We start from the raw sequence: 13,416 nt of genomic DNA on the forward strand, positions 1-13,416 counted from the left end.
GCCGGCGCGCAGGGGCGCGAACGTGGACACCATCAGCGCGTTCACGTGGAACAGCGGGAGGATGAGCATGCAGTGGTCGGCCGCTGTGAGCCCGAAATGGTGGACCATCATCGACGTCATCGCGTCCACGTTGGCGTGGGTGAGCATCGCGCCCTTGGGTCGTCCCGTCGATCCGCTGGTGTAGATCACCAACGCGAGGTCGGTGCCCGACGGTTCGCGTGGCGGCACCGGGGACGACGGCGCGGTGGCGAGATCGTCGACGCCGAGCCCGATCGCGTCGGGGTGGGGTGAGTCGCCGTCGACGGTCACGACGATCCGTGCTCCCGAATCGCCGATCTGACGGGCCGCCTCCTCGGGTGTGAACGCCGGGTTGATCGGGGTGGCCGCGGCACCGACACGCCAGGCCGCGCCGATCACGACGACCAGTTCGGCGCGGTTGGGCAACATCACCGCGACGACATCACCCGCGCCGATCCCGGCGCTGAGCAGCTGGCCGGCGACGGCGGCGGTGCGCTCGTCGAACTCGTTGTGGCTCAGCGTCATCCGGTCGTCGGACACGGCCGGGGCCGTCCCGAATCGGTCGGCCAGCCGCCACGGCAGATAGTCGAAAGCTGTCATCAAGTCACCTTCACGTGTACGGAATGTGTGTGATGCACGACGCTATGGGGTGACTGTGACCCAAACCACGTCCCGGCGGGACGAAGTCTGTGACGGCTGTTGTCGAAATCGCACAAAGCGTGCGCCCATCCGCTGGGCACAGTGGTGCGCGCGAGGGCGATTTCGCTGGTCAGGGGTCCGTCCTGTATCTTGGACAGGTTGCCGACGCAGGCGACCCTCCTGCCACGGACAGTCCGTGGCCGACCTAGCCCATAGGAGGTGATGTGGTCTTATGCGTCACTACGAATTGATGGTCATCCTCGATCCGAATCTGGACGAGCGCACCGTTGCCCCTTCACTGGATACCTTCCTCAACGTTGTCCGTAATGACGGCGGCAAGGTGGATGCTGTCGACATCTGGGGCAAGCGACGTCTCGCCTACGAGATCGCCAAGCACAACGAGGGCATCTATGCCGTCATCGATCTCAACGCCGAACCCAACACGGTCACCGAGCTCGATCGTCAGCTGAAGCTCAACGAGTCGGTGCTGCGCACCAAGGTTCTGCGGAAGTAATCCACAGACCTTCCTGATCGAACGCAAACAAGTCGGTACCGGACCCTAGGCTGGAGCCCAACGTCCGGTGCACATCGATCAGCGAGTGCCCAACCACGACCCAAGGGGAGACACATGGCAGGCGACACGGTCATCACCGTCATCGGCAACCTGACCGCGGACCCGGAACTCCGGTTCACGCCGTCGGGAGCCGCGGTGGCCAACTTCACGGTGGCCTCCACACCGCGCACCTTCGATCGTCAGACCAACGAGTGGAAGGACGGCGAAGCGCTGTTCTTGCGCTGCAACATCTGGCGCGACGCGGCGGAGAACGTGACCGAGAGCCTGACCAAGGGAACCCGGGTGATCGTGTCCGGTCGCCTCAAGCAGCGGTCTTACGAGACCCGCGAGGGCGAGAAGCGGACCGTGGTGGAACTCGAGGTCGACGAGATCGGCCCCTCGCTGCGATATGCCACCGCCAAGGTCAACAAGGCCGGGCGCGGCGGCAGCAGTGGTGGATTCTCCGGCGGTGGCGGAAACCGCGCCGCAGCCGCGCAGGTCGCCGACGATCCGTGGGGCAGTGCACCCGCATCGGGATCGGGATCGGGATCATTCGGCGGGGCCGACGACGAACCACCTTTCTAACGAACAACTGGAGTACCAATGGCAAAGCAAAAAGGCCGGAAGGTTCGCGTCGAAAAGGTCACCAAGACCAAGGCGTGCAACTTCTGCAAGGACAAGAAGGCCGTCATCGACTACAAGGACACCGCGCTGCTGCGTCGCTTCCTGTCCGACCGCGGCAAGATCCGTTCGCGTCGCGTGACCGGCAACTGCGTCCAGCATCAGCGCGACGTCGCCGTGGCCGTGAAGAACTCGCGTGAGGTGGCCCTGCTGCCCTTCACCTCGACCGGACGCTGAGCGGGAAGGGATCTGACATGAAACTCATCCTGACCGCCGCCGTGGAGAACCTCGGTGAGGCCGGCGACACCGTCGAGGTCAAGGACGGCTACGGCCGTAACTACCTGCTGCCGCGTGGGTTCGCCATCAAGGCCACTCGCGGCGCGCAGAAGCAGGTCGACGACATCCGTCGCGTCCAGGCCGCCCGCGAGGTCCGCGGCCTCGAACACGCCAACGAGCTCAAGCAGGCTCTCGAGGCGCTCACCGGTGTCTCGCTCGGCGTGAAGACCCACGACTCGGGCAAGCTGTTCGGTTCGGTCACGGCCGCCGACGTCGCCGGTGCGATCCGCTCGGCCGGCGGCCCGGCCGTCGACAAGCGCAACGTCGAGCTGCCGAAGGGGCACATCAAGGCCACCGGTAGCTACCCGGTCGTGGTGAACCTGCACCCCGACGTGTCGGCCACCGTCGAGCTGGCCGTCGTCGCCGGCTGACAGCCGACCAATCCGGTCATGAGGGCCGGGCGGACATGGTCCGCCCGGCCCTCTGCCGTGTAGTGGTGTGGTGTGTCTCCGGCGTGCGATCGGCGCCTGGCGTTGTCGCCGGACATTCTCGGTGTACATCCGTACACTCAATCGCATGACAACAACGCCCGACGCCAGAACCGACGAGCTCGGTGCGCTGACGCATCTCGCGCTGACAGAGTTGCGAGATGCGCTGCACGGTGTGAGCGCCATGCACCGCTCCGTCGCGGTGGGCGTCTTCGGGGTCCTGGGGCCGATACTCGGCCGGACGGTCGACTCGCCGCGCATGGTGCACGACGCTGTGAGCGAGGGTACGTACCAGTCGGTGGACGCGCTCCTGGATGCCGCTCAATCGGTCGCCGGTTCGCTACCGACGTCGGACCGCAAGCTCTCGCAGACCGCTCGCGGTGCCGTCCTCCTCGGAGTTCTGAACGGACTCATCGGCGATGAACTCGCGGAGACGCGATCACCGCTCGCGGCCGACATGTCGATGCGGGTCGCCGGTGAACCGATCTCGATCGATACCGGCGCGATCGCACGCGCCCGCCACGATGCGAGCGGGCATCTCGTCGTCTTCCTGCACGGGCTGATGGAGTCCGAGTTGGCGTGGGCGATCGGTGGCCGACCGACGTACGGTCGTCGGCTGTCGACCGACATCGGCGCCACCGAGGTGCAGATCCGCTACAACACCGGCCGGCATATCAGCGAGAACGGGCGCGATTTGGCGAACCTGTTGACCGATCTCGTGTTGCTGTGGCCGACACCGGTCACCCGCATGACTTTGATCGGCCATTCCATGGGCGGGCTCGTCATCCGCAGCGCCTGCCACACCGCCGCTGAGCGCGGCGATTATTGGACAGGACTGGTGACCGAGACGGTGTGCCTCGGCACACCCCATTTCGGTGCGCCGCTCGAACGCGGCGTCCACGCGCTGTCGACTGTGCTCCAATCGTCCTCGGTGACCAGGCCGATCAGCACATTACTGCGCCGACGCAGTGCCGGGGTGCGCGACCTCTTCCACGGCAATCTCACCCCGGCCGACTGGTCCGACCAAGATCCCGATGCCTGGCAGCGACCGCCCGGTGCCGATGTCCCCCTCCTCGCAACCGCCCGTCACCTCTTCGTTACCGCGACGATCACCCGCAACCCCAACCATCCGATCGGTCGGCTGGTCGGCGACGGGGTCGTCCTCACCTCGAGCGGGCGGGGCGCGCCCACGCGCAGCCGCCTCGGACTACGGTTTTCCGACGGTCTCGACCTCGGTGGCGCCCACCACCTCACATTGCTCAACAACGACGAGATCTATCAATGGCTGCTCGCGAATCTGAGGCCCCGGCAGGCATTGCCACCTGGGCGCTCGGTTTGAGGTCGGCCAGATCGCCGATCGCTCACCAGATACCGGACACCTATTTCCGAGACACACCACTGGCGAGCGTATCCGGGGCAACAGGCAGATCGGACTGGGTTGTCGCTGGCTCGAGTTCCTCACGCAGACCGCGACTTTCGTACCAGCGGGCCAACGGCGCGGGCGCCCACCAGTTCCATCGGCCGCACAGCTGCATGATGGCCGGCACGAGCAGCGTGCGGATGAGGAAGGCGTCGAGCAGGACGCCGAGGCACAGGCCCGCACCGAGCATGCGATTCGAGGAGACCTGCGCGACCGTCAGTGCCAGGTAGACGACCGCCATGAGCAGCGCGGCGGCGGTGACGATGCGGCCGGTGTGAGCCAATCCGAGGGCCACCGATCGGGTGTTGGCGGCGGGGCTGCGATCGGAGGTGACCCAGTACTCGCGGATCCGCGAGAGCACGAACACCTCGTAGTCCATGGCGATGCCGAATCCGACGGTCATCATCAGCGGCAGCACCATGATGATGAGCGCACCGCTGCTCGTGGTGCCGAGCCCGCCGAGGTGCCCCTGCTGGAAGATCCACGTCAGGACACCCAGGGCGGCGGCGAGCGACAACCCGTTGAGGATCAGCGCCTTCAGCGGCAGGATCACGCTCCCGGTCATCATGAACATCAGGATCGTCGTGGACAGCACGACGAAGACGAGCACCAGCGGGATGCGGTCGGTGACACCGCGGACATTGTCGATGTTGCGCTGGGCCAGTCCACCCCACACGGGATCGACCGAGGCGGGTACCGACTTGAGCTCGTCGAGCTGCGCCCTCCCCGCGCCGGAGAACGGGTCACTGGTGGTCGACACGGTGAGATACGCGGCGTCGCCGCGACGTTCGGCTCCGAATGCCGCCGTACTGATCTGCGTGCCGGAACGGTACATGCCGTCCGGTGTGGCGACCGAGGTCACGCCGGACACCCGGGACAGGTCTTGGCCGTAGTGGGCCACCGCGGTCGGCGCGGCACCGTGGGGCAGCACGACGATGACCGAGTTCTGGGTGGGCTGTGCGACATCGGCGCGCAGGACGTCGCCGACCTGGCGCGAGGATGCGGATGTCGGTAGCGTCCGATCGTCGGGATAGTTCAGGTTCAGGTGCACCACCGGCAGGGCGAGCAGCAGGAAGAACGCGGTGAGCAGCGTGGCCACGATGAGGGGCCTGCGCATCGAGAACATCGCCAGCCGATACCAACGGGTCTGTTCGGGCGGCGCCGTGCGGGGATCGTCGCGATGCAGCAGTCGATAGATCGGCTTGCGGAGATCGAGCGTGTCGAGGCGGTCGCCGAGCACGGCGATGAGTGCCGGTGCGATGACCAGACCCGCGACCAGTGACAGGACCACGGCCGCCAGGCCGGCGTAGCCGAGTGACTTCATGAAGTAGCCGGGCATCAGCGTCATCGTGGAGATCGTCAGCAACAGCGTCAGTGCACTGAAGATGACGGTGCATCCGGCCGTCGCCATCGTCGTCCGCAGCGCCGCCGACCGTGACCGATGCCGGCCGCGTTCCTCGCGGTAGCGGCTGACGATGAACAGGGTGTAGTCGATGGCCAACGCCAGCGACAGCGCCGTCGCGAGATTCATCGCGAACACCGATACCGGGGTGATCTCGTAGATGGCGCGGAGTACCGCGGCCGCGCCGACGATCGAGAACAGTGCGGCGACCACCGGCAGCGCGGCGGCCACGAGGCTGCCGAACACCCAGATGAGCACGACGAAGGTCGTCGGGATGGCGATCGCTTCCATGATGAGGAGGTCGATCTTGGACTGGCGATTGATCTGGTCTTGTGCGAGGGCTTGTCCGCCGGCGCTGACCGTGATGCCGTCGCGTGTGCCCTGCCACCGGTCGGCGATCTCCCGGGCAGCCTCGGGTGCCGACGTGTCGTCGCCGTCGATCATCGCGGCGATCAGCCCGGTCCGACCGTCCCGGGTGACCAGACCGGCACGGAGTTCACGTGGTGTCGTCCAGTAGGACAGGACGTTCGACGTCCGGCTGTCGGACTCGAGGTCGCGTGCGACCGACTCTGCGCGGGCGGTGACGGCCGGTGAGTCGAGCTCCCGGGTCGAGGTGATGGTGAAGACAAGCGGCATCCCGCTGGCGCCGAACTTGTCGTGCAGGAGGTGTTCGGCAAGGGCGGCCTCGCTGTGCGGGTTGTCGTACCCGCCGGCGGGCAGCGCGGTCATCACCGAGCTGCCGTAGGCGGCGGCGAGGACGAAGAGTACTGCTGCGCAACCGATCACGACTCTCGGTGTCGTGACAACGATGTTGGTGATCCGTGTGAGCATGGGGCGTCCTTCGGGCCGGTTACGCCGGTGACCCCAGATCGGTGGCGACCGGGGCGGTGGGTTCTGTGACAGGTCGGAGCCGCCACGCCTTCGGCAGGCGTAGGTGTCTGGGTCCAGTGGTGAGCCCGGCCATCGGGGCGGCATCTGCGCCGACGAGGACGGTTTCGCAACCCGAGGCCCTGACGCACCGCCGGACCAGCCGCGACGGCCTGCCGCGGCAGCCCAAGATGAGAGTCGGGGCGTCGGTCTCGCGGATCGTCCGCATCAGCACTGGATACGGGAAGCCTTCCAGTGCAACATCATTCACTGCAATAGCGCCCGCGCCGAACGCGGTTTCTCGTGCGCGGCGCTGGATCTCGTGGAACACCGAGCGATCCTCCACAAGATAGGCATCGGCCTTCAGCGCGTCACCCCACGAACCTGCGGTGCGTGGGGTGACGGCCCGCTGTTGCGGCATGAGGGCGAGGACGAGGTAGAGCGTCTTACGGTCGCCGAACGTGCGGGCTGCGTATTCGACTGCTGCCAGGGATGTGGGCGAGCCGCTGACGCCGATCACGATGGCCGAACGCGCCTCGACTGAGGTCGGCTGTGGGGTCACCGGCGATGGCTGGACCGGAATGCTGGTCGGTTGTGGGCGTGCAGACATGGCGAGAACCCCTCGCTACGGCGCGTGTGGAAATGCGGACCTCGGTGTGGATGTACCCTGCGGACCTGAGTTTGCCGGGGACGACCCGGTGCACTGGCCACTGTCGTGATTCGACGTCGAGCCGTGTAACGCTCCGTAGGTGCATCCAGGATATTCATGAGTTCTTCAGGTGATCAAAACCTTTTTTCGGGGGTCATTCAAACGCGCTAACAGCAGTCGCATCACATGATGTGAAATGGATCTTCACGCTGTGTCCATTTCGCTGATAACCGTATCTCCTTGGAGGGCAACGAGATCGCCGCTGCCACACTCATCGATCTCCTCTCGGCAGAGTTCGCGACGTCCCCGCGTTGCGTACCGCCCCCGGCCACGGCATGACCTCCCGGCGAATTGAGGTAGTCCACTACGCATTTATCTGTCGGTGGTCGGTCGTAGCGTCAGAGATACGAGTTCGACCACGACGGCGTGGTGGATCCGACCCCGAGGAGGTGAGAGTGTCCGCAGGACTCGTGGAGGCATCGCAGCCATGTTCACATCGCAGCCATGTTCACACAGGAGACATCGTCATGTTCATCACCTTCATCTTGATCGTCGGCGTGCTGACGCTGGGGTATGGATTCCTCGGTCAGCCCGCCCGCGACGCCTCGGACCGTGAGGCCGATCGCGCCCTACGCGAGCGTGATCGGGAGTATCGGCGCGACGCTCGCGCCGGTCTGAAAGTCGTCGACGCCCAACCGGATACCGACGACGACCGAGCCGGTTCGATCGCGACCGCCGGCGGAGTCGACACAATCGCGACCGTCGGCGGCCGCCGGACACGCCCCTGGATCGCCGAGTTCGCGTCGTCGCTCAAATCCGTGATCTGAGCGGTGCGCCGAACCGTCAGGACGCGTCAGGTCGGCAGTTGCGGCTGCGCCGGGAGTTGCGCGCTACCGCGCAGGCTCGGCGGCAGATAGCGGGGTGCCGGGTTCGCGCTGTGCGCGGTGTCGCCGGCTGGGAAGTAGAACTTGTGCCAGGCGCGCGTGAAGATCAGCGCCCGCGAACCGGTGCGGCACGCGGCGACACCGGGGCCGGGTGCCGTGCAGGTGACACCGGCGATGGTGACGCGGCTGCCGACCGGCAGGGTCGGCGGTGCGAATCCCGACGGCGCGCCGAAGCGGTAGTCCGACGTGTCGGGCACCCACCACGGGCCCTGCTGATCACCGGAGATCGCTGCACCGCGCACGCGCGGCGGCGCGGTCGGGGGATGCCCCTGACAACCGACGTAACGGTAGCCGGGACCGATCTGGCACAACCACCCTCCGATCCGCAGGAAGGCCCGCCCGTTGTCGGCGTAGTCGACCGGACGGAACTGCCCGGCCCCGACCGGCTGATAGCGCGACAGGTCGAACGCAGTCGGCGTGGTCGGTGCCGGTGCCGGTGCCGGTGCCGCGGACGTGATGACCGCCGGCGCACCCAGCGCCGCCGTCACAGCGATGGACACGGCCACCAGGATGTCGCGCCAACGCGCGCGGCACTGCCGCGATCGGTTCCTCCCCACGACGACCATTGGACCACAGCCGCCGGATGTCGAGCCCACGAACCCGCGAGATTTCCGCCCCGGCGGCCGACTGTGACCGACGACGGGTCCGCTACCTGGTTGTTACCCAGGTCATACCGAACATTTACCGACTCGTTGGCCCCTCATGGTTGAACGATGAGGCGCAACACGCCGAATCGGGCATCCCGCGTGACACGCCGACGAATTTTCACTATTCATCTGTGGAATTTCCACAACGCTCTGACCTGCGAATATTAGAGTTTTGACACCCTGTCTCCCCACCTTTTCCACAGGGGCTGCACATTCCGTCCACGGCCCTCCACAAACGGTGCACAGTTTGTTGACAGCGTTGTTCACAGTCCGGTTTGAACGGGATGTGAACGAACTCTAGTGTGCTCCGACAGTGCCTCTGTGAATGCGCCGTGTGGCCGATGAGCGGATGTTGTCGGTCGCCGTGAGTATCACGGAAAGCACGACAGACGTCGGCGGCGGATGCCGCGGGCGCCACTGAGTCGGACCCACTCGAGGTGTGAGTGGTGCAGGTACTGCGAGAGGTTTGACACGCGTGGCAGTTGTCGATGACCGCGGGCATGAGCCGGGCCAGTTGGAGCCCGTCGGAGGCCGACGCGGTGGACGGGGCGACAGCGAGATCCCAGATGAGGATTTCGGGCGGCAACCGCCGCAGGACATGGCTGCAGAGCAGTCCGTCCTGGGCGGCATGCTGCTGTCCAAGGACGCGATCGCCGATGTGGTGGAGAAACTGCGGTCGGGTGATTTCTACCGACCCGCCCACCAGGCGGTCTACGAGGCGATCCTGGAGCTCTACGGCAAGGGTGAGCCCGCGGATGCGGTGACCGTTGCCGCCGAACTCGAACGCGCCGGCGAACTGCGCCGCGTCGGTGGTGCGCCCTACTTGCACACCCTGATCTCCACGGTGCCGACCGCGGCCAACGCCGGCTACTACGCGGAGATCGTCGCCGAGAAGGCGATCCTGCGCCGCCTCGTGGAGGCCGGTACCCGTATCGTGCAGTTCGGCTACGCCGGCGCCGACGGTCAGGACGTGGCCGAGGTGGTGGACCGGGCGCAGGCCGAGGTCTACGAGGTCACCGAGCGTCGCACCGCCGAGGACTATGTGCCGCTGGAGGAGTTGCTGCAGCCGACGATGGACGAGATCGACTCGATCGCGTCGCGCGGCGGCCTGTCCCTGGGCGTCCCCACCGGTTTCGTCGACCTCGACAAGCTCACCAACGGGCTGCACCCCGGGCAGATGATCATCGTCGCCGCCCGCCCCGGTGTGGGCAAGGCCCTGGCCCTCGACACTCCGCTGCCCACGCCCACGGGCTGGACCACCATGGGCACCGTCGCCGTCGGCGACCTGCTGCTCGACGCTCAGGGGCGGCCCACGCGGGTCCTCGCGGCCACCGAGGTGATGACCGAACGGCCCTGCTACGAGGTCGAATTCAACGACGGCACGGTGCTCACCGCGGACGCCGAACACCAGTGGGTGGCCGACATCGACGGCAAGCGTCAGACCGTCACCACCGAGGCCATGCTCGCCCACATCGGCTGCGCGGTGGTCCGCAACACCAAGCCGCTCGATCTCCCGCGTAAGCCGCTTGCGTACGGCCCGTACACCGTGGCCGCGCTGGCCGGGATGGCGTTCGACGACCCGGAGATCGGGATGCGGATCGACGCCGAGGGCCCGGTCGACGTGATGACGCTGATGGCCGATCTCGGCGGGCGCATCCCGTTCGAGTACCTGCGTGGGTCGATCGCGCAACGCCGTGCCCTGCTCGCCGGTCTGCTCGACGCACGGGCGTCGGTCGACGACGACGGCTGGATCACCGTCCCGGCCGCGACCCGGCACATGACTGCCGTCGTCGCCGACCTGGTGGCCGGACTCGGGTACAACTACAAGCGCTCGGCCACCGGGTGGCTGCGGGTCGACGCCGACGACGACGTGTTCACGCTGCACCACAAGGCGATTCGGCACAAGGAACTGCGCCGCCGCGCCGGGGTGCGCCGGCTGGTCGATGTGCGCGCGGTCGAGACCGTGCCGGTCCGCTGCGTGCAGGTCGACAACGACGAGCAGATGTACCTCGCCGGCGAGGCGATGGTGCCCACGCACAACTCGACGCTCGCCATGGACTTCCTGCGGTCGTGCTCGATCCACCACGGGCTGACCGGGGCGATGTTTTCCCTGGAGATGAGCAAGACCGAGATCGTCATGCGCCTGCTGTCGGCGGAGGCGAAGGTCAAGCTCGGCGACATGCGCGGCGGATCGATGACCGACGACGACTGGACGCGTCTGGCCCGTCGTATGGGCGAGATCTCCGAGGCGCCGCTCTTCATCGACGACTCACCGAACCTCACGATGATGGAGATCCGCGCCAAGGCCCGCCGTCTCAAACAACGCCACAACCTGCGACTCGTCGTCGTCGACTATATGCAGCTGATGACCTCGGGCAAGAAGGTCGAATCCCGCCAGCAGGAGGTCTCGGAGTTCTCCCGCCAATTGAAGCTTCTCGCAAAGGAACTCGAGGTTCCCGTCGTCGCGATCAGCCAGCTGAACCGTGGGCCGGAACAACGAACCGACAAGAAACCCCAGGTGTCGGACCTGCGTGAATCGGGATGTCTGCCCGCCTCCGCGCGTATCTTGCGTGCCGACAACGGCTCCGAGGTGACTCTCGGCGAGTTGATGGGAACCGGGGAACAGTCGCTGGTCTGGTCGCTCGACGAGCGCATGCGGATGGTCAAGCGCCGCATGGTCAAGGTCTTCCCGAGTGGCCGCAAAGAGGTCTTCCGGGTTCGGATGGCGTCGGGGCGTGTCGTCGAGGCGACGGGCAACCATCCGTTCTTGACCGTCGATGGTTGGATTCCGTTGGCGGAGATGATGATCGGTGAGCGGGTGGCCGCACCACGTCTGGTGCCAGAGCCGAGTGTGATCGAGCCTTTCGACGACGCGGCGGTTGCCGACGCAATGCAGTGGCTTTCCGGCTGCGGCGATCGGGTCGATGTCCGAGGGGTGGATACCCCGGCCGCAACTCGGATCGTCCGAGAGATCATCGTCGGGCGGGCTGAGCAGTCCGACGACGAGTGGTCGATTCCTGTGCCGGATGGGGATGCGGCACAGGAACTCGTCTACCTCCTATCGCGGCTGGGCGTCTTCGCGTCCACGATCAGTGCCGCCGATCGGGTGGCCGCGCACCCCTCCGCTCGTCGAGTAGCCACGAGCGACCCATCTGCTGGTCGAGTAGCCACGAGCGACCCATCTGCTGGTCGAGTAGCCACGAGCGAGCGAAGCGAGCCCGAGGCGTATCGAGACCACCAAACGCAACGGTCGATCACAGTCGCCATCCGCGGCCACGACCAGATCTCACATCTCGCCACCGCGATCGGCGCGGCAGTGCCGGCAACACTTACCAAGGCCCCCGGCCGGAGCCACGCCCACGCTTCCGAATCGCTCCACTCCCTTCTGAACGCCCCCGCCCTGATCCCCGCATCCCTCCCTGCCGCAAGCGAATCCAGGGCCAGAAGGGCAGGTGTTCGATCAGTCCTCGCGCAGGTCGGCGATGTCCTTGACACTGTCGACATCGATCTGCTGGTCAGTAACGACGTCTACTGGGACGAGATCGAGGCGATCGACTCGATCGGCGAGCAGGACGTCTTCGACGGGACCGTCCCAGGCACCCACAACTTCATCGCCAACGGCGTTGCGCTCCACAACAGCCTGGAACAGGACGCCGACATGGTCATCCTGCTCCACCGCCCCGACGCCTTCGAGCGTGACGACCCGCGCGCGGGTGAGGCGGACATCATCGTCGGTAAGCACCGTAACGGTCCCACTGCGACGATTACCGTTGCGCACCAACTGCATTTGAGTAAGTTCGTGGACATGGCGCGCGGGTAGTCGTAGTAGTCGTCGTCGCGGCAGTAGTTGCCTCGACCGACCGGTGATGCTGCTCGGCACGTGCTCGCAGGGCAGCCTTGGTCCCCGGCGGGAGGCCACGGTTCAGGATCTGCTCTATGACCTCGATGAGATCACAGAAGCGATGTCAACGGTGTGGAGGGCGGCAACCACCTTCTCGGTGGCTACCGTCCCGACGTGCGCGGCCGCTCGACGGCATGAGTGTGTTCCCAAACGTGGGGTGTTCGTAACGATCAGGTCGGTCCTACGGCCACCGAGAACTGGAAGTTCCCCGCGCCCGCGGACCGCATGAGAGTCCGCATCACAGCGTCCGGATTGTCGTAGGGCCCGCTGAGGTAGGACGGCTGACCGTCCCGACCGAATTCGATCTGCCCCGGCCCATCCCAGTCACCCAGGAACGCGGCGGCATCACCATCGAACGCGCCGGCAGGCTCGAAGCCGAGTTCCCGCGCATAGTGCACCGCCCCCAGAATGAGTTCGCGGCCGAGTTCGATCGGAATCTCCACCGGAGGACGGTCGAACGCCGAGTAGAACGTGCGGACGGCGCCGGGGATGTGACCAGCGTCCATGGTTTCGGGGTCACGGGCGTTCTTCACCCCCAAGCAGTGCACGTCGGCCAAATAGCCCCGCACGGTTGCCCGACCACGCCGCGACTCTCGAGCCACCAACACCTGAGCGAAGCCTTCGACCTCGCCCGCGTACGCATCCAGTTCCGCCCACTCCGGATGCTTCTCGAGTCCAAGACCAATGCTCCAGCCGCAATTGACCCAGCACCCGAGCACCTTTCCCAATCCCTGGGAGGCTTGGGCGTCGGCAGCGATTCGTTTGACCAGCGGCGCCACCACCGACGGGCGCACGCCCAGCGCGCGTGCGATCGCCTTCGGTGGGTCACCGCGCTGCCAGCGCACTCGCACCTGTTCGAGAAGCTCCGCTTTGTCCATGTCCGCCATTCTGCTGCAACGATCGGGCAAATCGCGCGCAGCCGACTGCGGCGCGTCGCGCTCGATTGGGCGCCTGGCGAAGCGGAAGGCCAAACTGCAGCAGACGACCGATG

General features: G+C 66.3%; 13 protein-coding genes. 7 read left to right on the forward strand and 6 right to left on the reverse strand.

The window, feature by feature from the left end:
* Positions 1 to 618, reverse strand: a 618-nt coding sequence (locus GORHZ_RS03475) for a class I adenylate-forming enzyme family protein (protein WP_006330432.1), incomplete at its 3' end; no start/stop codon positions are given.
* 271 nt (positions 619 to 889) lie between these two features.
* Between GORHZ_RS03475 and rpsF the strand changes: the two genes are divergently transcribed.
* The 5 genes from rpsF to GORHZ_RS03500 all read left to right on the forward strand — a co-directional run bounded on the left by rpsF (position 890) and on the right by GORHZ_RS03500 (position 3,934).
* On the forward strand, positions 890 to 1,171 hold the full coding sequence (gene rpsF, locus GORHZ_RS03480) for a 30S ribosomal protein S6 (RefSeq protein ID WP_006330433.1): 282 nt from the start codon (positions 890 to 892) through the stop codon (positions 1,169 to 1,171).
* A 114-nt stretch (positions 1,172 to 1,285) separates the two neighbouring features.
* Positions 1,286 to 1,795: a single-stranded DNA-binding protein gene (locus GORHZ_RS03485; RefSeq protein ID WP_006330434.1), complete on the forward strand. Its 510-nt coding sequence runs from the start codon at positions 1,286 to 1,288 to the stop codon at positions 1,793 to 1,795.
* 18 nt (positions 1,796 to 1,813) lie between these two features.
* Complete coding sequence (rpsR, locus tag GORHZ_RS03490; RefSeq protein WP_006330435.1) at positions 1,814 to 2,068, forward strand: 30S ribosomal protein S18; 255 nt, start codon at positions 1,814 to 1,816, stop codon at positions 2,066 to 2,068.
* A gap of 17 nt (positions 2,069 to 2,085) precedes the next feature.
* On the forward strand, positions 2,086 to 2,538 hold the full coding sequence (gene rplI, locus GORHZ_RS03495; RefSeq protein WP_006330436.1) for a 50S ribosomal protein L9: 453 nt from the start codon (positions 2,086 to 2,088) through the stop codon (positions 2,536 to 2,538).
* 145 nt (positions 2,539 to 2,683) lie between these two features.
* Positions 2,684 to 3,934, forward strand: a complete 1,251-nt coding sequence (locus tag GORHZ_RS03500; protein WP_040530024.1) for a PGAP1-like alpha/beta domain-containing protein — start codon at positions 2,684 to 2,686, stop codon at positions 3,932 to 3,934.
* A gap of 40 nt (positions 3,935 to 3,974) precedes the next feature.
* On the opposite strand, the gene GORHZ_RS03505 is transcribed toward GORHZ_RS03500, so the two are convergent.
* Together GORHZ_RS03505 and GORHZ_RS03510 are read right to left on the reverse strand one after the other, a co-directional pair.
* A complete protein-coding gene (locus tag GORHZ_RS03505; RefSeq protein ID WP_006330438.1) occupies positions 3,975 to 6,248 on the reverse strand; it encodes an MMPL family transporter in 2,274 nt (757 codons plus the stop codon).
* 19 nt (positions 6,249 to 6,267) lie between these two features.
* Positions 6,268 to 6,894 carry a universal stress protein gene (locus tag GORHZ_RS03510; RefSeq protein WP_006330440.1) on the reverse strand — a complete coding sequence of 209 codons (627 nt, stop codon included), beginning with the start codon at positions 6,892 to 6,894 and terminating at the stop codon, positions 6,268 to 6,270.
* Between the two features lie 566 nt (positions 6,895 to 7,460).
* Between GORHZ_RS03510 and GORHZ_RS03515 the strand changes: the two genes are divergently transcribed.
* Positions 7,461 to 7,760, forward strand: coding sequence for a hypothetical protein (locus GORHZ_RS03515; protein ID WP_006330441.1), 300 nt, complete (start codon positions 7,461 to 7,463; stop codon positions 7,758 to 7,760).
* 26 nt (positions 7,761 to 7,786) lie between these two features.
* On the opposite strand, the gene GORHZ_RS03520 is transcribed toward GORHZ_RS03515, so the two are convergent.
* Positions 7,787 to 8,443, reverse strand: coding sequence for a hypothetical protein (locus GORHZ_RS03520; protein WP_006330442.1), 657 nt, complete (start codon positions 8,441 to 8,443; stop codon positions 7,787 to 7,789).
* A gap of 595 nt (positions 8,444 to 9,038) precedes the next feature.
* Between GORHZ_RS03520 and dnaB the strand changes: the two genes are divergently transcribed.
* Entirely contained in the window at positions 9,039 to 12,344 is a 3,306-nt protein-coding gene (dnaB, locus tag GORHZ_RS03525) for a replicative DNA helicase (RefSeq protein WP_505677132.1), read from the forward strand.
* On the opposite strand, the gene GORHZ_RS32170 is transcribed toward dnaB, so the two are convergent.
* Complete coding sequence (locus tag GORHZ_RS32170) at positions 12,289 to 12,471, reverse strand: FitA-like ribbon-helix-helix domain-containing protein (RefSeq protein WP_373279553.1); 183 nt, start codon at positions 12,469 to 12,471, stop codon at positions 12,289 to 12,291. The two genes, dnaB and GORHZ_RS32170, sit on opposite strands and share 56 nt — an antisense overlap.
* A 124-nt stretch (positions 12,472 to 12,595) precedes the next feature.
* On the reverse strand, positions 12,596 to 13,303 hold the full coding sequence (locus GORHZ_RS03530) for a hypothetical protein (RefSeq protein ID WP_040530033.1): 708 nt from the start codon (positions 13,301 to 13,303) through the stop codon (positions 12,596 to 12,598).
* Positions 13,304 to 13,416 lie beyond the last annotated feature (113 nt).

Origin of the sequence: Gordonia rhizosphera NBRC 16068 (assembly GCF_000298195.1) — a bacterium.
In the GTDB taxonomy this organism is placed as follows: Bacteria; Actinomycetota; Actinomycetes; order Mycobacteriales; family Mycobacteriaceae; genus Gordonia; species Gordonia rhizosphera.

What these genes read in the sequence shown, in the direction of transcription:
- GORHZ_RS03500 (WP_040530024.1), top strand. Translation starts at nt 2,684, where the DNA reads ATGACAACAACGCCCGACGCCAGAACCGACGAGCTCGGTGCGCTGACG.
- GORHZ_RS03515 (WP_006330441.1), top strand. Translation starts at nt 7,461, where the DNA reads ATGTTCATCACCTTCATCTTGATCGTCGGCGTGCTGACGCTGGGGTAT.
- GORHZ_RS03530 (WP_040530033.1), bottom strand. Translation starts at nt 13,303, where the DNA reads ATGGACAAAGCGGAGCTTCTCGAACAGGTGCGAGTGCGCTGGCAGCGC.
- GORHZ_RS03520 (WP_006330442.1), bottom strand. Translation starts at nt 8,443, where the DNA reads ATGGTCGTCGTGGGGAGGAACCGATCGCGGCAGTGCCGCGCGCGTTGG.
- rpsR (WP_006330435.1), top strand. Translation starts at nt 1,814, where the DNA reads ATGGCAAAGCAAAAAGGCCGGAAGGTTCGCGTCGAAAAGGTCACCAAG.
- GORHZ_RS03510 (WP_006330440.1), bottom strand. Translation starts at nt 6,894, where the DNA reads ATGTCTGCACGCCCACAACCGACCAGCATTCCGGTCCAGCCATCGCCG.
- rplI (WP_006330436.1), top strand. Translation starts at nt 2,086, where the DNA reads ATGAAACTCATCCTGACCGCCGCCGTGGAGAACCTCGGTGAGGCCGGC.
- rpsF (WP_006330433.1), top strand. Translation starts at nt 890, where the DNA reads ATGCGTCACTACGAATTGATGGTCATCCTCGATCCGAATCTGGACGAG.
- GORHZ_RS03485 (WP_006330434.1), top strand. Translation starts at nt 1,286, where the DNA reads ATGGCAGGCGACACGGTCATCACCGTCATCGGCAACCTGACCGCGGAC.
- GORHZ_RS03505 (WP_006330438.1), bottom strand. Translation starts at nt 6,248, where the DNA reads ATGCTCACACGGATCACCAACATCGTTGTCACGACACCGAGAGTCGTG.